This window comes from Streptomyces sp. NPDC034085, from assembly GCF_055575555.1.
Genome location: NZ_JBVISL010000004.1, coordinates 533,735 through 555,543 on the forward strand (window position 1 = coordinate 533,735; position 21,809 = coordinate 555,543).

Genomic DNA, 21,809 nt, shown 5'->3' on the forward strand with positions numbered 1-21,809 from the left:
CCAGGAGAGCTCCAGCTTCCGGTGAGATCCGGGGTACGGGCACGCCGGGGCCGCGTACGCCGACTACGCACAGGAAGAGGAGGAGCGGGCCCAGGCCGAGGAAGGGGGTGCCGTCGATGCGGGCACGCGGGTACGGCACCGCGGGGGTGCTGACCGGGCCGGGAAGCAACGGCTGTCAGGCCTGGGAGCTACGTCATCACCTCACAGCGAGGACGGGCGGAACAGGGGGGGATCCGGGCCGGAGAGCGTGCTCAAGCCGCGAGGGGGGCGGCGGCCCCGCCCGGCAAGGGGCAGGGTGGGGCCGCCGACGGTGGTTCAGGCGGCCTTGACCGGCCTGGGCAGCCGGAACATCAGCGCCCACATCACCGCGAGCGCGGCGACGACGTACCAGACGCTGCCCGCGAACGCCTCGGTCACGGTGGTGCCGTGGCTTCCCGCGGGGGCGCGGTCGAAGAACACCACGGAGGCCATCGCGATACCGAGTGCGGTGCCGAGCTGCATGGCGGTGTTGAACAGTCCCGCCGCAGAGCCTGCGTCCTCATGGCCGACCTGGCTGAGGGTGAGACCGGCAAGACCCGCGCCGACCATGCCGAAGCCGGCCCCGACGAGGATCATCGGGGCGACGGCGGCCGTGAACGGCATCGAGGTCTGCTGGGCGGAGACCAGCAGCTGGTAGCCGACCAGCGTTGCGGCGATGAGCACCGCCCCGGCCTGCGGCACGCGCCGCATATGGGCGCCGGCCCACTTGGAGGCGAGCATCGCGCCGGCCATGCCGCCGATGGAGATGGCGACGGACGCCGGAGCGAACTGCCCGGGCGAGAGTCCGAGGCCGGACTGCATGAACAGCACCCACGTCAGCAGGAACACGCCGGAGACCAGGCCGAAGACCAGCTGGGCGGCGAGCCCGCCGGCGAACGCCCTGCTGCGGAACAGCGAGAGCGCCACCAGGGCGGAGCCGTCCTTGCGGGCCTTCGCCCGCTGCTGGGCCACGAACGCCGCCAGCACCAGGGCACCCGCGACGAGCATGACGAAGCTCCACGCCGGCCAGTGCTTCTCGCCGCCCACGGTGAGCGGGTAGGCGAGCAGCAGCAGACCCCCGCTGGAGAGCAGCATGCCCAGCGGGTCCAGACGCCTGGCCTGCTGCTCACGGGACTCGGGGAGGAACCGGAGGGCCAGGAGCACGGTGGCCAGGCCGATGGGCAGGTTGATGAGGAAGGTCGCCCGCCAGCCGAGACCGGCGATGTCGGCGGAGGTCAGGACGGCGCCCAGGACGGGCCCGAGGACGCCGCCGAGCGACATGATCATGCCGTACATGCCGAATGCCTTGGCCTGCGACTCGCCCTGGAAGGTGACCGCGATGGTGGCCATGACCTGCGGCACCATCGCCGCCGCCCCGGCGCCCTGAAGGGCCCGCGCGGCCACCAGGAACTTCGGGGCCGGTCGCGGTCCCGCACAGCAGCGACGCCAGCGTGAACAGCACGGTGCCGGCGATGAAGACCCGCTTGCGCCCGAAGAGGTCACCCAGGCGCCCGCCCGTGATCAGGGCGAGGGCGAAGGTGAGGGTGTAGGCGGCGGGGATCCACTGCACCGCGGCGCTGGAGGCGCCGGTGTCCGCCTGGATGGAGGGCAGGGCGGTGTGGACGATCGAGCCGTCGAGCGCGTTCATCAGCTCGGCGATCAGCACCACGACCAGGATGATCGTGGCGGCACGGCCGGCCCCCGTGGGGCGTGGGTGGCCGTGGGCATGGGTGTCGGTTGACACGAGGAAGATTCCTGTTCGCGTACAGAAGGAATAGGGGGCGGGGGCAGGCCTGGGCATGCCCCGGCACGCCTACGGCGCGACAGGGGAAAGCAGGGTGCAACGAACCCAGGCCATGGGGGAGCACCGCCGTCGAGGCATGCGTCGGAAGCCCGCCTTCGCGGGCAACCGGAAAGAGCCTCGGAACGAGCGGCTACTTACTTGGCCTGGGAGATACGTCATCACCTCGAAACACGGCGCCGGGCCCCGGAACGGGCACCGACGGAACCACACGAGGTCAAGACGTGTCCGGACATCCCTGCAACGCAATATGGCGCGGGCTGCGCGGAAGAGGAGGTGTTCTCCCTGTGAGAGGCGTCATCCGGCGCGTTGGGTTGTCTCCCCGGCCTGGGCGGGCACCGCGGGCAGGGGGACAGTACAGGAGGCGCAGCGCCGGGCCTGGGCGGGGACGGGGCTGAGGCACTCGGGGCAGTCCCGCTTGGGGGCCTGGACGTCGTGGTGCGGGGCGAGGCGTTCGTGAAGCTTGTTGATCGGGAGTACGACGAGGAAGTACAGGGCGCAGGCGAGGAGGAGGAAACTGATCGACGCGTTGATGAAGGCCCCATAAGGGAACTCCGTGGCGCCCACGGTGAAGGTCTTGCGGCTCATGTCGCCGGCGGCGCCGGTGGCCAGCCCCACGAGCGGTGTCAGGAAGGCGCCGACGAAGCCGTTGACGACCGCGGTGAACGCCGCTCCGATGACGATGCCGACGGCCAAGTCGACCACGTTGCCACGCAGGATGAAGCTGCGGAAGCCCTTCACCTTCTCACCCCTCGCAGACCCTGACGTCGACGGACGGCTCAACGGCGCAGCCGGCCCGCCCCCATCGCCCCGGATGCCCTGTCGCGCCTCACCCATGCCTGTGCGAGGGCGGGTTGCGGCGCTGTTCGCCGTCAGGGGGTGCGGGTCCGCGCGCCGCCGAAAAGTATGTTTTTGCGTCCCTGGTGGTACGGGCGGGGCGCATGCGGTCGGATGTCCTCGAAAGAGGCGGCGGACGGAACCGTTCGACGGCGCGCGGGACCGCCTGAGCGCCGTGGGCGCACAGCGAGCGAACCCGGAAGCGCCCTGTGATGATCCGCTCGTCCTACGTAGCGTGGTCAAAGCGGAATGGCCGATCTCCGGATCGGAAACCGCCGCATGCGCATGCAGATCACACGTCCCCACAGCGAAAAGGAGTTCGACCATGACGTATGAGCGCCCCACCCTCACCAAGGCCGGCAGCTTCCGCAAGGTGACCGGGATCAAGAACACGGGGCCCAAGGACGTCCTCGGCGGCAAGCAGCTCCTCTGACATGAGGGCCCGGCCGCGCCGCTGTATCGGCGGCGGCCGGGCCCGCGGGCGGCGGCCCCCATCCGCCGCCCGCCAGGCCATCCGCCCGCCAGGCCGCCTGCCTCCCGGCCGCCTGCTTCCCCGCGCATCGCCGACCGAAGGCCGTAGTCGTGGAAGACTCCCTGTCACTCCAGGCCCTGCCCACCTGGTTCGTCGTCCTGCCCGACACCGACGCGGCCGCCACCGTCGCCGCCCACGCGCTCGCCCACGCCGAGCAGGCTCTGCGCCACCGATCCGGACGCCCCTGGCTCGTGGGGCGCTGGACACCCTCCGGCATGGTGGTGGGGGAGTGCGGAGGAACCCGCATCGCCGTGCTCGGCGAACACTCCGTCACCGCCGAAGCGGCCCGGCGCGCCGCCGCAGCCGTCGAAGGCACGTCCCTGTCGACGCTCGACCGCATCAGCGCCACCTGGGCCGGCAGCCTCCACCTCGTGGCCAGCCGCGACCGACGGGTCCGGGTCCAGGGCGGCGTCGTCGGTATCAGGCGGGTGTTCTTCACCGATGCCGCTCTCCCGGCCGCCGGCGGCGTCAGCCTGGCCTCCGACCGGGCGGACGTCCTCGCCGAACTGGTCGGCGCCCCCCTCGACGAACGCCGGCTCGCTCTCGAACTGCTCACCCTGGGCGTGCCACACCCGCTGTCGGGCTCCCCGATGTGGAAGGGCGTACACGCCCAGCCCGGCGGCCACTACCTCACGCTCGACCCCGACGGACGGGCGCGGGAGACCCGCTGGTGGTCGCCGCCCGAGCCCCACCTGTCCCTGGCCGAAGGCGCCGTGCGCTTCCGGGAGGCGCTGACCGCCGCCGTCGCCACGCGCACATGCGGGCGCGAGCTGGTGACAGCGGACCTGGGCGGCCTCGACTCCACCGCCGTGTGCTGCGCCGCCGCCCGCGGGGACGCGAAGGTCGCGGCGTACACCGCCGCCATCCACGACGAACTGGGTGACGACGTGTACTGGGCGCGCCGGACCACCGAGGCCCTGGGAACGGTCGAGCACCACGTCGTCCCGGCGGCCGAACTGGCCATGACCTTCGACGGGATCGACGTACTCGACGACCTCCTGGACACCCCCAGCATCCTCACGGTCGACCGCAACCGCCGCATGCACATCGTCGCCCTGGCGGCGGCCCGCGGATCGAGCCTGCACCTGACCGGCCTGGGGGGCGACGAGCTCCTCGCCGGAGCGCCCGCCCGCCTGCACGCGCTGATGGGGACGCATCCCCTCACCGCGCTCCGGGACCTGCGCGGATACACCGCGAAGTACCAGTGGTCCCGATGGCGCGTGCTGCGCCAGCTGCTGGACCGCCGCTCCTACCGCGCCTGGCTCGGCCGGGTCGCCCGCGACCTGGACGCTGCCCCGGCCCCGGCGGACGAACCGCTGCTCGACTGGTCGGCGCCGCCCCGCATGCCCGGCTGGGCCACGCCCGAGGCCGTGGAGGCGGTGCGCGAGCTGCTCCGCAGCCACCTCCCGGACGCCGAGCCCCGTGGTCGCGGGCACGGCGAGCACCGGGAGATGGCCGCGATGGACGGCATCTCCCAATGGACCCGGCACATCGGCCAGATGGCCGCCCCGCTGGGCATCACGGTCGCGGCCCCCTACTACGACGACCGGGTGATCGAGGCGGCCCTCGCCGTGCGGCCGCAGGAGCGGATCACTCCGTGGCGGTACAAGCCGCTGATCGTCGAGGCCATGCGGGGCATCGTCCCCGAGGCCAGCCGCACCCGCGGCACCAAGGCCAACGCCACCTTCGAGGAAGAGGCGGGGCTGCGCCGCCACCGCGCCCGCCTGCTGGCCCTGTGCGAGGAGTCGCGCCTCGCCCGGCTGGGTCTCGTCGACGTGAAGGCACTGCGCGAGTGGTGCCGCCGCGCCCTGTCGGCCGAGAGCGAGAGCTACCTGCTGCACCCGACGGTGGCCTGCGAGGTATGGCTGCGCTCCCGCGAAATGACGCCGTCCCCGAGGCGGCGCCCCCTGACGGAACGGGAAAGGTGATCCGATGTGCACGCTGAAGCCCGGGGTCCTGCTGACCGAGACCGAGTACGGCATGGCCCTGCTCGATCAGAAGAGCGCTGAGTACTGGACCCTCAACCCCACGGCGGCCGTCGTGCTCCGCGAGCTCCTGGACGGGCACGGCACCGAACGCGCGGCAGCGGCCCTCGTCGAACGGTACGAGGGCGTGGACACCGACGTGGCCGCACAGGACGTCATGAGCATCGTCGAGGAATTCCGCTCCGCAGGGCTCATCACCCCGTAGCCGGCCACGGCCGCCGGGCCGTGCCGTGGACCGCCGGTCGCCCCCGCTGAAGGGACCACAGATGTCGACCCCGGAAGCCGTTCCCTACCACCCCCGTTCCGTCCCCCTGGCCCGCCGCCTCGGGGCGCGCATCGTGATCGGCTGCGCCCACGTGCTGGCCACCCTGCCGCCCCGGCGGATCCGGGCCGTGCTGGCCCTGCTCCGCCGCGGATCCCGGCCCGCCACGCTGACCGAGGCGGAAGCGGCCCGTGAGACGGTGCTCGCCGTGAGCCTGGCCGCGGGCGGGCACAAGGGCTGCCTGCCGCGGTCGCTGGCCACGGTGCTGCTGTGCCGCTGCCGCGGCCAGTGGCCCGCCTGGTGCGTGGGGGTGCGCACCCGCCCTCCGTTCGCCGCGCACGCCTGGGTGGAAGCCGAGGGCACGGCGGTCGGCGAGGGCACGCCGGCCGGATACTTCCAGCGCTTCTTCGCGGTGGAGTGAGCCCGTGCCCCCTGCGATGCACGCCCTCATCGGGCACCTGCGACCTCAGCGCGGCCGCATGGGTGCGGGTGTCCTGCTGGGTCTGCTCGGGAGCGTGCTGGGCCTGGCCCAGCCCCTGGCGGCCAAACAGGTGATGGACGACATGGGCCGAGGAGGTCCGGCGTACGGCCCCGTGGTCGCCCTGAGCGTGCTGGTGGCGGCGGGCGGGATCCTCGCCGGCCTCGGGCACTACGTGCTCGACCGATCCGCGGAGTCCGTCGTCTGCACCGCCCGGCGTCGCCTGACGGACCGTCTGCTGGCGCTGCGCGTACCGGTGGTGGAGCGCACCGAACCGGGGGACCTGATCTCCCGCGTCACCTCCGACACGGCGCTCCTGCGGCAGAGCGCGCCCCGGGCGGTGTCGGCCGCGGTCACCGGCACCCTGATCACCCTCGCGACGGTGGTCATGATGGGCCTGCTCGACCCCGTGCTGCTCGGGGTCACGCTCGGTGTGATCGCGTTCGTCGGCGTCGTCGTCGCCGTCGTCTCCCCGCGGATCGGCCGGGCGACCCGGCACACGCAGGAGGCGGTCGGCCGCATGGGCGCCTCGCTGGAACGCGCCTTGGGCGCCTTCCGTACGATCAAGGCGTCGGGTGCCGAACAGCAGGAGGCGCAAGCGCTGTACCGGGCAGCCGAGCACGCCCGGTGCACCGGTGTCCGCGCCGCCGCCTGGGAAGCGGTGTCCGCGACCCTCTCGGCGGTCGTGGTCCAGGTCTGCTTCCTGGTCGTGCTGGGGGTGGGGGGCGCGCGCGTCACCTCCGGCGCCATCGGGGTCTCCACCCTGGTCGCGTTCCTCCTCTACCTCTTCGCGCTCGCCCCCCGGATCGGCCAACTGGTGGAAGGGGTAGCCCAGTTCCAGATCGGATCGGCCGCCGCTGCCCGGATCCTGGAGGTCGAGAGCCTGGAGGTCGAGAGCCTGGAGGGAGGGGGTAAGAGCCGGTCGCAAGGCGATCCGCTGCCCGCCCGCGTGGCCTTCCGCGAGGTCCGCTTCGCCTACCGCCCCGGGCTGCCGCTGGTACACCACCGTGTCTCCTTCACCGTTCCCGGCGGCGGCCTGACCGCGTTCGTCGGCCCGTCCGGCACGGGCAAGACCACGGTCTTCTCCCTCATAGAACGCTTCTACGAGCCGGACGACGGGCACGTACTGCTGGACGGGAAGGACGTGCGGCAGTGGCCCCTGGCCGAACTGCGCGCCGCCATCGGATACGTGGAACAGGACGCACCCGTCCTCGCCGGCACCCTGCGCGAGAACCTGACGCTGGGCGCGGTCGACGCCACGGAGGAGGAACTCCGCCACGCCCTGCGCCTCGTCCGCCTCGACGCGGTGACGGACCGCCTGCCCCATGGCCTCGATACCGACGTCGGTCACCGCGGCAGCAGACTCTCGGGCGGAGAGCGCCAGCGCGTCGCGATCGCCAGGGCCCTGCTGCGCCGCCCGAGACTGCTGCTGCTCGACGAAGCCACTTCGCAGCTCGACGCGGCCAACGAGGCGGCACTGCGCGACACCGTCACCGACATCGCCGGCCGCATCACCGTCCTCGTCGTCGCCCACCGCCTGTCCACGGTCACCACGGCCGACCGCATCGTCGTGATGGAGGCGGGCCGCGTCCGGGCGGTGGGCACCCACGCCGAACTCCTCACGGCGGACGCCCTCTACCGCGAACTGGCCACCACCCAGCTGCTGAACGGCCGGTGAGCGTCGGCAGTGCGATCACGTCACATAGGGGGTGTCGACCGAATGGCCGCCGTACATCACGCCGAGCAGCGAGCTCTCCGGATCGGGGGCGGGCTCTGCGCCGGAAGTCGTTCGTGGGTGGGGAGCCCTGCTGGAAGCCGGGGTCCTGGGCGTCGCCGCACCGGCGGAGGAAGGTTTCATGATCACAGAGGGCCTCGGCGCGGTCGGGGCTGCTGACGTCACAAACCCGGCGGGGATTGCGGCCGAAGCCGGGTCACGGGCTGGACGCCGACCCGTCCGCTCCGTACCGGAGGCCGTCGAGGAGCAGGTCGAGGAGGCGTCCGGCCCGTTCACGCTGGTCGGGAGCGCTGGTGATCAGCCCGATGCCGGCCAGGCCGAAGCCGACATCGATGGGGTCGACGTCCGGGCGCAGGAGACCGGCGTCGGCGCCCGCGTTCAGCAGGGTGCCGAGGGCGGTGGCGAGCTTGTCGAGGGTTTCGGCGAAGGGGTCCGCACCGGATGCGGCCGCGGCCCGCAGTGCGTCCGCCATGCCCTGCTTGGCAGTGAGGTAGTCGATGAAGTCGTCCATCCACAGGCGGATCGCCCGGTCCGGCGCATGGTCGGCGAGGAGGTTCGTGGCGCTGTCGCAGACACGGGCCAGCTCGTTGCGGTAGGCCGCCTCGACAAGCGCCTCGCGTGTGGGGAAGTGGCGGTAGAGCGTGGCGGAGCCGACGCCCGCGGCTTTGGCGATCGTGTCGATCGCGACGTCCGGGCCCTTCTCGGAGAAGGCGCGCACGGCCGCTTCGAGGATGCGCTCGCGGTTGCGGCGGGCATCGGCGCGCAACACGCTCGGCTTGGTGGTCAAGGCTGCTCCCTTCGGCAGGGGGACCAGTCTATCTGGACAACCGGGGAGTTCCCCGCTTACCGTGATGGCTAACCGGGGAACTCCCCGGTTATGGCGTCGACCGTGACGCTCCACGCGCAAGGACTGGCGATCATGACAGCACAGCAGCCCATCGGTTCCGGCTTCGGGGCCCGCAACACCACGGCCGACGTCCTGGCCGGCCTCGACCTCACCGGAAAGCTCGCTGTCGTGACCGGCGGTAGTTCCGGACTGGGGCTGGAGACCACACGCGCCTTGCGGGGCGCCGGCGCGACTGTCGTCGCAGCCGTCCGCCGCCCGGAAGCGGCCGCGGAAGCCTTGACCGCAGTGGACGGGGTCGAGGTGCGCCGTCTCGACCTGGGCGACCAGGCCAGCGTGCACACCTTCGCGGACGAGTTCCTGGCGACCGGCCGCAGCATCGACATCCTCATCAACAACGCCGGCGTGATGGCCCTGCCCGAGACCCGCCTCGGACCCGGCTGGGAGGCGCAGTTCGCCACCAACCACCTGGGCCACTACACACTCACGAACCGGCTGTTGTCCGCCCTGGCAGCCGACGGCGGCGCGCGCGTGGTCGCGCTCAGCTCTGCCGGACACCGCTACTCGGCGATCCGCTGGGACGACGTCATGTTCGCAAACGACTATGACAAGGCCGTCGCCTACGGACAGTCCAAGACCGCGATCGCGCTGTTCGCCGTCCACCTCGACGCCCTCGGCCGCGAGCACCAGGTGCGGGCCTTCGCCGTCGCCCCCGGTGCCGTCATGACCCCGCTCCAGCGGCACATGACCCGCGAGGAGATGATCGCCTTCGGCTGGATCGACGACCAGGGCAACACGGCTCCCGGTTTCAAGACCCCCGAACAGGGTGCCGCCACCCAGGTCTGGGCGGCCACCTCCCCGCAGCTGGCCCACATGGGCGGCGTCTACCTGGACGACTGCGACATCGCCCCGCTCTCCGAGGACGACGCACCCGGAGTCAGGCCCTACGCGGTCGACCCCGAACAGGCCGCACGCCTGTGGACCCTGTCCGCCCAGCTGACCGGCACCAACGCGTTCGCGAACCGGTGACACGGCGGCATAGCGCACTTCCCTCCAAGAAACCCGCACCTGAAATCTCTGCAAGAAGGGTCACGAAAAAATCATGACGCACACCGATCTGGCCACCGTCGCGAACGAAGCACAGGCATGGTTCGACAGCTACGTCGAGACGTTCATCGGACTGGCAGCAAAGGGGAGCACCGATCCCGCGCCGCTCCTCGACTACTTCTCAGTGCCGATCAGCATGACCACGGGGACGGCCCACACCGTTCTCACCTCCGCCGAGGCGCTCTCCCAGGGACTCGCCCACGAGCTGCGCGCACTGCGCGACGCCGACTACGGGGGCAGCAAGGCCCTCGACCCGGTGGTGCGCGTGCTCAACGAGCGGGCCGCGCACATCGAGGTGACCTGGGCGCGCCAGGACAGCCAGGGGCGGGAGTTCCAGCGTGTCCGCGTGCTCTACCTGGCCGTCCGTACCGACGCGGGATGGCGGACGGTCGCCTCCGTGATCCTGGCCGGCTGACGGAGCACATTGCCCGCGCGGTCGCCCGCAGTGCGCTCGCCAGTCGGCGAGGCGACAGGACCCGGCCACAAGAGTGGCTGGTGTGAGCACGGCGAATGAGCCGTCCTGGGTAGCCCCGTTCCCCGGGCTGCGGCAGCTCGTCCCGCCGTTCCGGGTCTCCAAGTCGGCGGCGGACCGGATCATCGACCACATCGGGCCGATGCTCGCGCTCCGGCCCCGCAAGCGGTTTGCCAAGGACACCGTGCTCATCGTGGACGGCACCCCGGTCCTCACCCGCGACCACCGCCATCGCCGAGCGGTCGAAGAACTACCGCTACTCCACCAACCACCAAGTCGTCATCGACGGCGACACCCGCCTGGTCGTCGTGATCGGCCGGCCGCTCGCCGGGAACCGCAACGACTGCAAGGCAGATCCGGCACCAAGGCCGCCGTCGGAAAGACCTTCACGATGGCCGACGGCGGCTACCCGGGCAGCGGACTTGTCACCCCGCACCGCCGTGAGCGCGGCCAAGCCGAACTCCTGGACCGGAAAGAGGCACACAACAAGTCCCACAAGCAGGTCCGCGCCCGCGTCGAGCACGTCTTCGCCCGCATGAAGACTGGAAGATCCTCCACGACTGCCGCCTCAAAGGCGACGGCGTCCACCACGAAATGGTCGGCATCGCCCGGACGCACGACCCCGCCCTCGCCGGATAGACCACCGCGCGGCACAGCGGCCAACTATGCCCAAACGACTCGTAGATCATTTGCGGGACAACCCATAGGCGTGTGGTCGGGTACCGCGGGTAGCGGGGGCTGGCCCTACCCTCGATCGGCCGGACAGCCGGATTGCCCGGTGGGTCCCGTGGCGGCGACGGTGGGGCGGTACCCAGCAAGTCGCCTACAGAGAAGGCAAGATCGTGCGCATCGTCACGGCCACCGCCGTCGCCCTGGCCCTCGTCGGCGCAGCCGCGCCCGCCGCCACCGCCCACCAGCCGGCCACCGACGGAATCTGGCGCACCGACGGCTACGGCCTCGTGCTGTCCATCCGGAACGGAACCCTTCAGGAGTACCAGACCACCGCCGTCAGCTGCATCGCGGGTGACACCGCGCAGCGGACCGGCCCCGGCGCCTACACCACGCCCGGACGCACCGTCCTTACCGTGCACACCCGCGGGGACCGAGACCGCGCTTTCGTACGGCTGGACGGTGACGTCGGCGAACGGAGCCTGCGCCGGACGACGGAACTGCCCGACACCTGCACGGGTTCCGCCCCCGAGGGCCCGCTCGCCTCCTTCGACGTCTTCTGGCAGTCCTTCGAGGAGAACTACCCCTTCTTCGCCGCCAAGGGCATCGACTGGCACGCCGTACGCGACCGGTACCGGCCCACGGTCCACGAAGGGACGACCCCGGACGAACTCTTCGCCGTCTTCAGCAAGATGGTCGAGCCGCTCCACGACGCCCACGTCGCCGTCTGGGACGTCGACGGCGACGGCGACGGTGACCCCGACCGGGGCTTCGCGCAGGTCCGCCCGGGCACCGTGCGGCCCGACCGGGATCTCGACGCCAAGGTCAAGAAGTACGTCGTGGAGCGCGACCTCAAGAACGCCCGGAACGTCCAGGACTTCGCCGCCGGGCGGATCACCTACGCCGACCTGCCCGGCGGGCAGGGCTACCTGCGGATCTCCGGCTTCGGCGGCTACGCGGGTGACGGGGCCCCCTACGCCGCCGAGCTGGCCGAGCTCGACAAGGCGCTGGACACGATTCTCGGCCAGGAGCGCATCCGGCACCTGAAGGGCCTGGTCATCGACCTGCGGATCAACGGCGGCGGCTCCGACGCCATGGGGCTCCACATCGCCGCGCGGCTGACCGACACCCCCTACCACGCCTACTCCAAGCGGGCCCGCAACGATCCCGCGGACCCCACCCGGCACACGCGCCCCCAGCCCCTGTACGTCACGCCCGCCCAGGGCCCCCGCTACACCGGACCGGTCGCCGTGCTGACCGGCGGCTCGACCGTCAGCGCGGGAGAAACCTTCACCCAGGCCCTCATGGACCGGCCCGGCCGGACCGTGCGGATCGGGCAGCCCACGCAGGGCGTCTTCTCGGACATCATGGTGCGCAAGCTCCCCAACGGCATGTCGGTCTGGCTGCCGAACGAGGAGCTGCTGACCCGGTCGGGCAGGACCTTCGACGGCGCGGGCATCCCGCCGCACCTCACTGAGCCGGTTTTCACCACCGAGGAGTTCGACCGGAACAAGGACTCGGCCTTCGACCGGGCTGTGAAGATCCTGCGGGGCTAAAGGGTGTTGCAGAAGGCTCGGTGCTGGGCATTTTGCCTGTACGGGTGGGGTGTTGCGGGCTGAGCCGGTGTGGGTGGAGACGTTCACGGGTTTGTGTGTGGACCGGTTCGCCAAGCTGGTGAAGGTGGTGCGTGAACGGGGCGGGAATGGTCCGGGCGGGGGTCGGCCGTGGTGCCTGCCGCTGGCGGACCGGGTGCTGCTGGTGGCCGTGTACTACCGCACGAACCTCACGATGCGACAGCTCGCCCCGCTCTTTGGGATCTCCCCGGCCACCGTCTGCCGGGTCATCCAGCGGCTCCGGCCGTTGCTGGCGTTGGAGCCGGCGCCGCGGCCCGTCGCGGATGTCGAGCGGTTGTGGATCGTGGACGGCACCCTGATCCCGGTCCGCGACCGGCAGGTCGGCGCTTCCTCCCGCAACTACCGGTTCTCGGCAAACGTGCAGGTCGTCATCGACGTCGACACTCCTCTGGTCGTCGTCTCGGCCCCGGCCGGCGCCCGGGAACAAGGCCGATGCCCACGTTTGGCGGGAGTCGGGCCTGCCCGTCAAGGCCGTCGGGACGACGGTCATCGCGGACGGCGCCTATCTGGGCACCGGTCTCAGCAGGTCAAGCACCACCTCGGCCTGCCCGAGACGGACCTCGTGCAACACCCTTCAGGCCTTCGCCGCTGGGGCCCTGGCGTTCGGCTGACACCGGCCCCCTGCTCCGTCGTAGGCGATTCCTCGCGCCGGGGAGGTGATCGATGGTGCTCAGTCGGGGTGAGGCACGGGATGGGCCCGGGCGGCCGGCACGGACGGACCGCGGCGGGTGCTCCCATGTCGGCCTGAGGCGGCGCCGCACGCTCGCGCGGCGTCAGGGGGTCGGGGCCCGCGGGGTCGGCTTCTTCAGGTCGTGCTCGATCTCGGCGCGTTCCTGTGCGATCTCCCGGGTGAGGAAGAAGTTGAGGATCGTGCGGATGGCGGCGATGGCCGCCAGCTGGCCGATCTCGGTGAAGCTGGGGGCGACTGCCGTGCGCAGGACGTCGCCGGCGAGCTGGAATTCGAGCCCGAGGACGAGGAAGCGTCCCAGGCTGAGGCGGATTTTGTTGAATTCGCCAAGGAGGGAGCGCCTGCGCAGACCAGTCGTGACGAACCGCGCGAAGGCCCACACGGCACCCACGAAGATGATCAGCGCTCCGGCCGCCTCGATGACGTGCACCAGCCACCCGATCATCTCCCTCACGCCTGCCTCGGACACCAGATCCCTTGCTGCGTTCATGTGCCCCCTTTACCCGTGTCACCGCCCGCACACCGGCCGGGCCGGTGGCCGCCGCCGCAAGGCGGTGAGCGCGAGCCGACCGCAGCCGCGCATGAAGGCCGGTTCGTGAAGCATGAGCGGGCTATGGAATGCGTGGTGTACGAGAAGAACTCCGGCCGGCCGGAAAGCGTCGGGTGCGAAGCGCCGGAGGCGGACTGCGGCCTGGTCCTCAAGCGGGTGCGGGAACTGGGGGACGGCGAGTTCGCCTGGGTGCGTCTGGATGATCCGTCCGAGGACGAGCTGGTCCGGCTGGCCGAGGAGCTGGGCCTGCACGCCTTGGCCGTCGAGGACGCGCTGCACGCGCAGCAGCGGCCCAAGTACGAGCGGTTCGGTGATGTCCTGGCCGTCGCGTTGAAGACTCTCTGGTACGTGGAGGAGCAGGGCGCGGTGGAGACCGGCGAGATGATGGTCTTCATCGGGCGCCGCTGCGTCCTGACCGTGCGCCACGGGGTGGTCGACCCCTGCGCCGAGGCCGCACAGCGGCTCGCCGCGGAGCCGGACATGCTGCGCTTGGGCCCCTGGGCCGTCCTGCACGCAGCGCTGGACGTCGCCGTGGATGCCTACAGCGACGCGGCCGGCAGGGTGCGGGCCGCGCTGAACCGGCTGGAGGACCAGGTCTTCTCGGTGTCGCGCGTCGACCACACCGAGGCCATCTACTCCCTGAAGCGGGAGGTCCGCGAATTCCGCGATGCCGTGCAGCCGCTCGTCCCCGTGGTGCACGGCCTCTTGAACCGACCGGGCGAGGAGGACCACCAGTCGGAGATCGCGCCCTACCTCCGGGACGTGGCCGATCACCTGGACCGCACGGACACCGAGGTGCGGACTCTGGACGAGTTGCTGAACTCGGTGCTGGACGCGCAGCAGGCCCGGGTGGGTACCTGGCAGAACGACGACATGCGGCGCATCTCCGCGTGGGCGGCGATCTTCGCGATCCCCACGATGGTCGCCGGCGTGTACGGAATGAACTTCGAGCACATGCCGGAACTCGGCTGGACCTACGGCTACCCGCTGGCCGTGGCACTCATGGCCCTGTCCTCAGGTGCCCTCTACCGCGCCTTCCGCCGCAACGGCTGGCTGTAGCGGCCCCCCACGGGCCCACGCCAGGCAGCTTCCCCGCGAGGCGTGCAGGCCACCCCGTCGGCACCGGACTCCGCGAGCCCTGTCCTCGGCCCGCGTGCCGCGTGCGGCCGACGCGTCGGCCGAGGTGGGCGATCATCGCACTGATGTGAGGATTCGCCCATGCAGGCACACTTTCGTCCTGGCTCTATGTGACGACGTCATTCCACGCTGTCATATTCCTGTGATCGCCCGGCATTCATCGCATGTGAACGGGAAGGCAGGAAGATGGGCGGATTGGCATTCACTCCCGCAGCGTCGGCCGTCGCACTGACGGCCATGGGGTTCCTCATGACCGCCGCGGGCACGGCCCAGGCGGAATCCGGCTACGACAACATCGGCATGTACAAGCAGGAGAAGACCCAGTGGTGCTGGGCCGCCTCCGGCCTGACGATCGCCAAGTTCCAGGGCCTCGGCAGCACTCAGAGCGACTTCTGCAACCGGGCCCAGCCCTACTACGGCTGCAACAACCAGCCGGCCACGCTCGACGACATGGCCAGGGGCTGGAGCAGCCTGGGCATGACCCACACCGGCTCGGGCCTGAGCAGCGCCGCCTCCTTCAACCAGGTCTATACCGACGTCAAGGCGGCCCGCCCCCTCGGGGCGCGCATCGGATGGACCTCCGGTGGTGGCCACATGAACGTCGTCTACGGCTTCGACACCAGCAACAACACCATCGCCGTGGGCGATCCGTGGCCGGACACCGCCACCTACACGTGGTGGAACTACAACGACTACGTCAGCAACAGCTCGTTCAAGTGGACCCACTCCCGGATCGGCATCTCCCGTTAAGGCAGGCGACATGCGCGCAACACGAACCTCCCGCGAGCGGACGGGCTACCGCCGCTCCCGCCTGACCACCTTCCTGCTGGTAGGCGCGTCCGCACTGCTGTCCGTGGCCGGCCCGGTCCACGCGGTACCGGTCAAGGCCTCGCTCCCGGCGGACATCCCCGACTACCAGGCCGCCCTCGACGTGGTGAAGTCGACCGGCGTCCGCAACGCCGTCTGCCGCTTCCTCAGCGTGCCAGTGCCCCAGGGCGGACCCCCGGGACTGCAGACGGTCCCCGACAAGGCCGATCCGTGCGAGGGCATGCCGGCCTTCACGCTCAAGGACCCGCTGGCCGTCAACGAGATCACGCCGGGCTTCGTCGCCGGAACCTCCCAGCCCGTCGCCACCGAGGCGGTCAGGCTCAGCCACCTGGTCTCCTCACTGAGCACCACCGTCAACAACCGCCAGGCCACCGTCATGCTCGCCCCCACCCAGGGCGGCGGCTGGCACCTGGCCGCCGTACGCGACGGCGACACCGACGCCACGTACGCCGGCAAGGCCGCCCTGGGGACCGTGGTGTTCACCGAACCGCAGATCCGCGGGTGGTACCAGCTCAAGCTCCTCACGGTCGAACCGCTCAACGACCAGGCACGGCAAGGGCTGGACGGACAGTCGTCGGTGTCGCTGAGCGACTACCAGAAGCTGGTCAAGGCCCGCTACGCCGACAAGCTGCCCGGCTCCGCGTACGACACCTCGGGCCTGTCCAGCGGCTACGGCACCCCCGGGAGGACGCAGGGCGCATCCCCCTCCGCACCCCTGCTCGTCGGCGGTTCGAGCGCGGCGCTCGTCCTCGCCGGCGCCTTCGTCTTCCACCGCCGCCGGCGCAACACCACCGCCTGAACCCGGGCCCGCCCCGTCCCCCGGCACCCGGCCGGGGCACGGGGCGGGGCCATGGCAGCCCTGGAACCTGCCGCTTTCACGAGCGGGCACCGTGGGTTAGGTTCCCGGCGTGACTCACGATCGCGGACGCTTGCTGGCCGGCCGGTACCGGCTGGCCGAACTGCTCGGCCAGGGCGGCATGGGGACCGTCTGGCGGGCCCATGACGAGCAGCTCGACCGGGAGGTCGCCCTCAAGGAACTCCGGCTTCCCGAGGACCTCGACGCCTCCGGGCGCAAGGCGTGGATCGCCCGCCTCGACCGCGAGGCACGCGCGGCCGCCAGGCTGAAACACCCGGGCGTCATCACCGTGCACGACCGGATAGCCGACGACGACGGCCGCCCGTGGATCGTGATGGAACTCGTCCACGGCCGGTCCCTGGACGACCTGATCAAGGAGGACGGCCCGCTCGCGCCGGCCCGGGTGGCCAGGATCGGCCTCCAGGTCCTGGACGCACTGCGCGCCGTACACGCCACGGGCGTCACCCACCGGGACATCAAGCCCGCCAACGTGCTGCTCGAAGGCGACCGGGTGGTGCTGACCGATTTCGGGATCGCCGCAGTGGAGGGCGAGCCCGGCCTGACCCGGTCGGGGGCCCTCATGGGAACCCCGGCCTACATGTCCCCCGAACAGGTGCGGGGGCTCACGGCGACCGCCGAATCCGACCTGTGGTCCCTGGGCGCGACGCTGTTCACCGCCGTGGAGGGACACCCGCCGTTCAGCGGCTCCGGTTCCTGGGCCGTCTTCGTCGCCGTCGCCACCGAGGAGCCCGCCACCGCCGTCCGTGCCGAGGAGCTCGCCCCCGTACTGACGGGCCTGCTCCGCAAGGACCCGGCGCAGCGGCTCACCGCGGAGGAAGCATACGAGCTGCTCGCCGGCCCGGCCGGCGAGACGGAGCCCTCCCGGCCGGACCGCACGCCGACACCCGCGTCCACGCTGCGGCTGGGTGCGTCACCGGGCGCCGGCCCCGGAGCGGGCGGGCCGACCCCGCCGCTGCCCGGACCCGCCCGGCCCGTCCGGCGCGGCGGGTACGTGCTGGGCGGCCTGGCGGCGGCCGTCGTGGCCGCCGTGATCGCGGCGCCGTGGTGGCTGCCGGGGTTCGAATCCTCCGGCGGCGAGACCGGCCGCACCCGCGCGACCGACTCCAAGGCGCCCACGCAGCACGCCCCGTCCCCGTCCCCCTCTTCCCCCTCAGCCTCACCCATCACGGCTGCCCCGCCCGTTCCCGCCCCGCAGCAGACGCGCACGCCCCTCGACCGCCAAGCCGTCGAGCGCGTCTTCGCGCTCTACATGAACGGCCTGGCCTACCACGACATGACCTCGCTGCGCCGGGGCACCTGCCCCCGGCTGCGCGCGAGCCTGCTCGGCTTCGCCCTCAACGGCTACTTCGTGGACCGCTGGGAACTCCAGCCCTACGAGATCCCGCCGAACACGGACCTGCTCAGCGTGGAAGCGAAGATCACCCGGCGGGATCCCGAGACCGGCCGGCTCGCGGGCGACCTCCTCAACCAGTGGATCATCGAGCGGGACGCGGACCAGCAGTACTACGTCTGCGGCTGGCTCAACGAGGAGTGAGCACGCATCACGGTCGGCGGCCCGCCCAGGCGACCAGGCGGTCGACGGCCGGCGCGTCGGCCTCCACCGCCACCACCTCGCCGAACGGCACCCGGCCGTCACGGATCCCCGCCGGCAGGACCCGCTGGAGCACCGTGAGCGCCCGCTCCGCCAGCGCCTGGTCCCACTCCGGGCGCTGACCGGTCGCACGGGCAAGGTCCCAGGTGTGCACGGTGAACTCGTGCGCGTACACCAGGGCTGCGGCGGCCCCGGGCATCACTCCCGCCGGAACCCGCAGCTCACGGCCCAGGACCTCCGGGTCCGCCCACACGGCCAGCGCTTCCGCGGCGGCCGGCTCCCAGGCCGCCGCCCACGCCCCGTCGGGCAGCTCGTCCGCGAACGACGGGACGCTGAACGGGTCCTCGCCGCGCCCGATCACCGCGATCCGGCGCGCCACCGCGACGAGGTGGCTCGACAGCCGCCGCACGTCGAACTCCTCGCAAGGGGTCGGGGCGTCGTACTGGTCGGGGCGGACGGCGGCGAGGGTGCGGCCGGCGAGCGCGATGGCGGCGGCGAGGTCGAGGCGGGGATCCACGGCCGCGGCGGACGGGGACGGGGAGGGGGCGAGGTGCTCGGTGTTTTCGTTCATGAGCTCATCCTGGCCGTTAAAGTGGCCACCTTCTGGCCTCTTTCCCGGAGGTTCTCGATCAAGGCGGCCGCCGCCGGCAGGCCGGGCCGCCGCGACCCCGGAAGGGAGGCCGTATGAGGGCCGACCGCCTCGTGGCGACCTTGCTGTTCCTCCAGGAGCGCGGCCGCGTCACCGTCGCCGAAGTGGCCGCCGAACTGGAGACGTCCGAACGCACGGCCCGCCGCGACCTGGAGGCGCTCGCCGCCTCCGGGATCCCCGTGTACTCCCAGCGCGGCCGGGGCGGCGGCTGGTCGCTGGTCGGCGGCGCCCGGACCAACCTGACGGGGCTCACCGCCGACGAGATCCGCGCCCTCTTCCTGGTCACGGCCCCCCTCGCCGCCACCCCCGACCTGCGCACCACCCTGCGCAAACTGATCCGCGCGCTGCCCGCGCCGCTGCGCGCCGAAGCCGTGGCCGCCTCCCGCGCCGGAGTCGCCGACCCCACTGACTGGTCCAGCAACGCCGTCACGGCCGAACCCGGACACCGCGCCGCCCTCCAGGGGGCCGTGGTCGACGGGGTCCGGGTCCGGCTGGGTTACGAGGGCGTCGGCAAGCCGGCCAGGACGCGCCTGGTCGATCCCCTCGGGCTCGTCTCCAAGGCAGGGGTCGACTACCTCCTCGCCGGGACGGACGAGGGCCTGCGCACGTTCCGGCTGAGCCGGGTGACCTCCGTGCAGCCGACCGCCGAACCGGTGGTGCGGCCCCCGGACTTCGACCTCGCCGCGGTCTGGCGGGAACGCGCCGCGGTGGTCGAGGGCGGCATGCACGCGGTCACGGCGCGGGCCCGGATCGACCCCGGGGCCCTGCCCCTCCTCCGGCGGCTCTTCAACGGCCGGGTCCGCACGGGTGCGCCGCTGCCCGACGGCTGGACGGAGGTCTGGATCGACGGCCCCGCCCACCGCGCCCTCGCGGCCCACCTGTCCGGCCTGGGAGCCCGCATCGAAGTCCTGGACCCGCCCGAGGTCCGCCACTGCCTGGCCCGTATCGGCAGCGAGCTCACGGCCCTCTACGGCGCCGGGGCCTGAGCAGTAGGCCCGGGCGCCAACATGACACCCGGGCCCGTTCTGATTTCCTCTGGTGACAGCCCGTCGTAGGGGTGTAGCGTTTGGGTCAGCTGTCGTGGTTCGGAAGTTCCCTTTGCCCACGCCGTAGGCGTGGGTGTTTTGCTGTGCTGTGCCGCAGGAACCAGGGCGATCACCTCCGCCTTCCACAGGGTGTGGGAGGCGTACTCGACTGGAAGGCATGAACATGGCTACCGGAACTGTGAAGTGGTTCAACGCGGAGAAGGGCTTCGGCTTCATCGCCCAGGACGGCGGCGGCCCGGACGTCTTCGCCCACTACTCCGCCATCAACGCCTCGGGCTTCCGTGAGCTCCAGGAGGGCCAGGCCGTGACGTTCGACGTCACCCAGGGCCAGAAGGGCCCCCAGGCGGAGAACATCACCCCCGCCTGATCTTCACCCACCCCGTCGGCAGGCCCGGCGTAGTCGGTGGGATGTGCACGTACGAGGGCCGCACGGAATTCCGTGCGGCCCTCGTACGTGCCGGAAGGAACGCGCCGCGGTCGACCGCCGCCTGGGGCGCGGGTGAGGGCCTGAGCCGGGTGAGGGCCTGAGCCGTGGCACGGCGGGTGCTCCCCTCTCCGCGCGGGCCACATGAGTCGGACGCGAAGGGGCAGGCGCCGGGCACGGGCGCGACGGCCCGGGCCCTGGTGAGGCGGGTCGAGGCCATCGGCCCGTCGCGGCCGGCCGGAGCGAGCCCGGGAGGTGGTGATGGCCGACGTCCGTGTCCCGCTGATGTCGGTGCACTGGAGGCGGCAGGCGTTCGTGCACTGGCCGTATCCGCCGGCGGTCCTGGAGCGGTTTCTGCCGCCCCGCCTGGAAGTCGATGTGTTCGAAGGGCAGGGCTGGGTGAGCCTGACCCCCTTCGTCATGTCCTCCACACGGGTCCTGGGCGTGCCGTTGCCCCCGTCCACCTTCCCCGAGACCAACCTGCGCACCTACGTGCGGTGCGAGGGCGGGCCGAGCGGGCTGTGGTTCTTCTCGCTGGACGTCGCGCACCCGGCCCTGCCGGCCGGGCGCGTGCTGGGGATCCCCTATTCCCTGGGGCGGCTGACCGTTGAGCCCGACGGCCGCGTCTGTCGCTACGCCGGCCGCCGGGGACGCCAGGGGCCCGGCTACGAGCTGGAGGTCCGTACGGACGAACGCGTCGAAGCGCCGCACGCTCTGGACTCCTGGCTGACCAACCGCTTCCACGTCTACACGACGTCGTTCGGCATGCTCTGGCGGATACCGGCCTCACACGAGCCGTGGCCCCTCTTCCGCGGCACGCTCGTGCACTCGGAGCAGTCGCTGCTGGCGGCGGCCGGACTGCCCGAACCGCTGGTGTGCCCCCTCGTCCACACCTCGCCCGGTGTGGGCCCCGTACACCTCGGTTTCCCGCGACCCGGCTGAGCGGGCCATCTGCGCCGCTACCCGGCGTGGCACGTGCCCCCGTGCACCATGTCGAGGTGCATGGCGACGACGGGACGCGCCTTCTTGGCGGCGTCGGTGACAGCCGTGTCGCTGCCCGACTTGATCTGCGTGTCGATCAGCTGGAGGGTCTTGGTGTGGGCGGCTTCCTGGGCCTCGAGCCATGCCGAGTCGTACCCGGACGTGCCGGCCTTCTCCTGGATGTCCTTCAGCTCCTGCTGCTGCGCGGCCGTGGGGGCGGTGGGCAACGTCACCCCGGCTTTCGCGGCGACGGCCTTCAGATCCGCGTCGAGCTTCTGGTGATCGGTGACCAGCTTCGCGCCCACGTCCTTGACGCATGAGGTCATGGCCTTCGTCTGGGCGTCCTGACCAGCGGCGATCTCCGTCAGGTTGCCCTGGTGGACGGTCTTCACGAAGGAGGTGTCCTGGTCACCGGCAGGTACGGCGGCCAGCGCCGCCGGTGCGCACAGCCCGGCCACGGCCGTCGCGGCGGCGGCCATGCTCAGCAGTCGCTTGCGCATCACACTCATCTCCTTACACGGCCTGGGCTCGTCGAGCCACGGGGACGGCCGCTTCCTGCCCGGCCCCTAACCGGAACCACCCCCGCCAAACATGGACTCCGCCCCGGCAGGAGGAGCCCCACCCGGCCGGCGAGCGCTGTGGCGAGGGCGTGGTTGTGGGAGGC

At 71.7% G+C, this 21,809-nt stretch carries 21 protein-coding genes and 3 pseudogenes; 17 read left to right on the forward strand and 7 right to left on the reverse strand.

All coding sequences use genetic code 11. The features are described 5' to 3' along the window. Positions 1 to 315: 315 nt before the first annotated feature. The 3 genes and pseudogenes from ACZ501_RS17200 to mscL all read right to left on the reverse strand — a co-directional run bounded on the left by ACZ501_RS17200 (position 316) and on the right by mscL (position 2,560). Positions 316 to 1,383: an MFS transporter gene (locus ACZ501_RS17200; protein WP_468796264.1), complete on the reverse strand. Its 1,068-nt coding sequence runs from the start codon at positions 1,381 to 1,383 to the stop codon at positions 316 to 318. A gap of 121 nt (positions 1,384 to 1,504) precedes the next feature. Next, positions 1,505 to 1,819: pseudogene (locus tag ACZ501_RS17205) on the reverse strand (MFS transporter); the annotation flags it as partial. A 297-nt stretch (positions 1,820 to 2,116) separates the two neighbouring features. Then, positions 2,117 to 2,560 (reverse strand): large conductance mechanosensitive channel protein MscL, encoded by a 444-nt coding sequence (mscL, locus tag ACZ501_RS17210; RefSeq protein WP_468796266.1) that lies wholly within the window; start codon positions 2,558 to 2,560, stop codon positions 2,117 to 2,119. 421 nt (positions 2,561 to 2,981) lie between these two features. Here mscL and ACZ501_RS17215 point away from each other — a divergent pair, with 421 nt between their 5' ends. From ACZ501_RS17215 to ACZ501_RS17235, 5 genes are all read left to right on the forward strand, one after another. Further along, the gene (locus ACZ501_RS17215; protein WP_158688462.1) at positions 2,982 to 3,089 is read left to right on the forward strand and encodes a keywimysin-related RiPP; all 108 of its coding nucleotides are present in this window, start codon (positions 2,982 to 2,984) and stop codon (positions 3,087 to 3,089) included. Between the two features lie 149 nt (positions 3,090 to 3,238). Further along, positions 3,239 to 5,116, forward strand: coding sequence for a lasso peptide isopeptide bond-forming cyclase (locus ACZ501_RS17220; RefSeq protein WP_468796268.1), 1,878 nt, complete (start codon positions 3,239 to 3,241; stop codon positions 5,114 to 5,116). A gap of 4 nt (positions 5,117 to 5,120) precedes the next feature. After that, positions 5,121 to 5,378, forward strand: coding sequence for a lasso peptide biosynthesis PqqD family chaperone (locus tag ACZ501_RS17225; RefSeq protein ID WP_361604050.1), 258 nt, complete (start codon positions 5,121 to 5,123; stop codon positions 5,376 to 5,378). A gap of 61 nt (positions 5,379 to 5,439) precedes the next feature. Then, positions 5,440 to 5,856 (forward strand): lasso peptide biosynthesis B2 protein, encoded by a 417-nt coding sequence (locus ACZ501_RS17230; RefSeq protein ID WP_361604047.1) that lies wholly within the window; start codon positions 5,440 to 5,442, stop codon positions 5,854 to 5,856. A gap of 16 nt (positions 5,857 to 5,872) precedes the next feature. Then, the gene (locus ACZ501_RS17235) at positions 5,873 to 7,591 is read left to right on the forward strand and encodes an ABC transporter ATP-binding protein (RefSeq protein WP_468796632.1); all 1,719 of its coding nucleotides are present in this window, start codon (positions 5,873 to 5,875) and stop codon (positions 7,589 to 7,591) included. Between the two features lie 253 nt (positions 7,592 to 7,844). Here the strand turns inward: ACZ501_RS17235 and ACZ501_RS17240 are convergent, their stop codons facing one another. Then, positions 7,845 to 8,435: a TetR/AcrR family transcriptional regulator gene (locus tag ACZ501_RS17240; RefSeq protein ID WP_468796270.1), complete on the reverse strand. Its 591-nt coding sequence runs from the start codon at positions 8,433 to 8,435 to the stop codon at positions 7,845 to 7,847. A gap of 129 nt (positions 8,436 to 8,564) precedes the next feature. Here ACZ501_RS17240 and ACZ501_RS17245 point away from each other — a divergent pair, with 129 nt between their 5' ends. The 5 genes and pseudogenes from ACZ501_RS17245 to ACZ501_RS17265 form a co-directional block, all read left to right on the forward strand. Then, positions 8,565 to 9,521 carry an SDR family NAD(P)-dependent oxidoreductase gene (locus ACZ501_RS17245; RefSeq protein ID WP_361604083.1) on the forward strand — a complete coding sequence of 319 codons (957 nt, stop codon included), beginning with the start codon at positions 8,565 to 8,567 and terminating at the stop codon, positions 9,519 to 9,521. 73 nt (positions 9,522 to 9,594) lie between these two features. Beyond that, positions 9,595 to 10,014 (forward strand): DUF6841 family protein, encoded by a 420-nt coding sequence (locus ACZ501_RS17250; RefSeq protein ID WP_361604041.1) that lies wholly within the window; start codon positions 9,595 to 9,597, stop codon positions 10,012 to 10,014. A 73-nt stretch (positions 10,015 to 10,087) separates the two neighbouring features. Beyond that, positions 10,088 to 10,710: pseudogene (locus ACZ501_RS17255) on the forward strand (transposase). A 203-nt stretch (positions 10,711 to 10,913) separates the two neighbouring features. Beyond that, positions 10,914 to 12,296, forward strand: coding sequence for a S41 family peptidase (locus ACZ501_RS17260; protein WP_468796272.1), 1,383 nt, complete (start codon positions 10,914 to 10,916; stop codon positions 12,294 to 12,296). Positions 12,297 to 12,345: 49 nt separating this feature from the next. Next, positions 12,346 to 12,895: pseudogene (locus ACZ501_RS17265) on the forward strand (transposase family protein); the annotation flags it as partial. Positions 12,896 to 13,147: 252 nt separating this feature from the next. Here the strand turns inward: ACZ501_RS17265 and ACZ501_RS17270 are convergent. Beyond that, positions 13,148 to 13,552 (reverse strand): DUF1622 domain-containing protein, encoded by a 405-nt coding sequence (locus ACZ501_RS17270; RefSeq protein ID WP_468796274.1) that lies wholly within the window; start codon positions 13,550 to 13,552, stop codon positions 13,148 to 13,150. A 123-nt stretch (positions 13,553 to 13,675) separates the two neighbouring features. Here ACZ501_RS17270 and ACZ501_RS17275 point away from each other — a divergent pair, with 123 nt between their 5' ends. From ACZ501_RS17275 to ACZ501_RS17290, 4 genes are all read left to right on the forward strand, one after another. After that, on the forward strand, positions 13,676 to 14,671 hold the full coding sequence (locus tag ACZ501_RS17275) for a magnesium and cobalt transport protein CorA (RefSeq protein ID WP_468796276.1): 996 nt from the start codon (positions 13,676 to 13,678) through the stop codon (positions 14,669 to 14,671). A 264-nt stretch (positions 14,672 to 14,935) separates the two neighbouring features. Then, the gene (locus tag ACZ501_RS17280) at positions 14,936 to 15,499 is read left to right on the forward strand and encodes a papain-like cysteine protease family protein (protein WP_468796277.1); all 564 of its coding nucleotides are present in this window, start codon (positions 14,936 to 14,938) and stop codon (positions 15,497 to 15,499) included. Positions 15,500 to 15,509: 10 nt separating this feature from the next. Beyond that, positions 15,510 to 16,376, forward strand: a complete 867-nt coding sequence (locus ACZ501_RS17285) for a hypothetical protein (protein ID WP_468796279.1) — start codon at positions 15,510 to 15,512, stop codon at positions 16,374 to 16,376. Positions 16,377 to 16,485: 109 nt separating this feature from the next. Further along, on the forward strand, positions 16,486 to 17,988 hold the full coding sequence (locus ACZ501_RS17290; RefSeq protein ID WP_468796281.1) for a serine/threonine-protein kinase: 1,503 nt from the start codon (positions 16,486 to 16,488) through the stop codon (positions 17,986 to 17,988). Positions 17,989 to 17,995: 7 nt separating this feature from the next. Here the strand turns inward: ACZ501_RS17290 and ACZ501_RS17295 are convergent, their stop codons facing one another. Then, entirely contained in the window at positions 17,996 to 18,616 is a 621-nt protein-coding gene (locus ACZ501_RS17295) for a TIGR03086 family metal-binding protein (RefSeq protein WP_468796283.1), read from the reverse strand. A 113-nt stretch (positions 18,617 to 18,729) separates the two neighbouring features. On the opposite strand from ACZ501_RS17295, the gene ACZ501_RS17300 reads away from it, so the two are divergent. From ACZ501_RS17300 to ACZ501_RS17310, 3 genes are all read left to right on the forward strand, one after another. After that, positions 18,730 to 19,680 (forward strand): helix-turn-helix transcriptional regulator, encoded by a 951-nt coding sequence (locus ACZ501_RS17300; protein ID WP_468796285.1) that lies wholly within the window; start codon positions 18,730 to 18,732, stop codon positions 19,678 to 19,680. A 223-nt stretch (positions 19,681 to 19,903) separates the two neighbouring features. Beyond that, entirely contained in the window at positions 19,904 to 20,107 is a 204-nt protein-coding gene (locus ACZ501_RS17305) for a cold-shock protein (RefSeq protein ID WP_150504806.1), read from the forward strand. A gap of 318 nt (positions 20,108 to 20,425) precedes the next feature. Continuing rightward, positions 20,426 to 21,106 carry a YqjF family protein gene (locus ACZ501_RS17310; protein WP_468796287.1) on the forward strand — a complete coding sequence of 227 codons (681 nt, stop codon included), beginning with the start codon at positions 20,426 to 20,428 and terminating at the stop codon, positions 21,104 to 21,106. A 17-nt stretch (positions 21,107 to 21,123) separates the two neighbouring features. Here the strand turns inward: ACZ501_RS17310 and ACZ501_RS17315 are convergent, their stop codons facing one another. Beyond that, complete coding sequence (locus ACZ501_RS17315) at positions 21,124 to 21,645, reverse strand: DUF4142 domain-containing protein (RefSeq protein WP_468796289.1); 522 nt, start codon at positions 21,643 to 21,645, stop codon at positions 21,124 to 21,126. Positions 21,646 to 21,809: the final 164 nt, after the last annotated feature.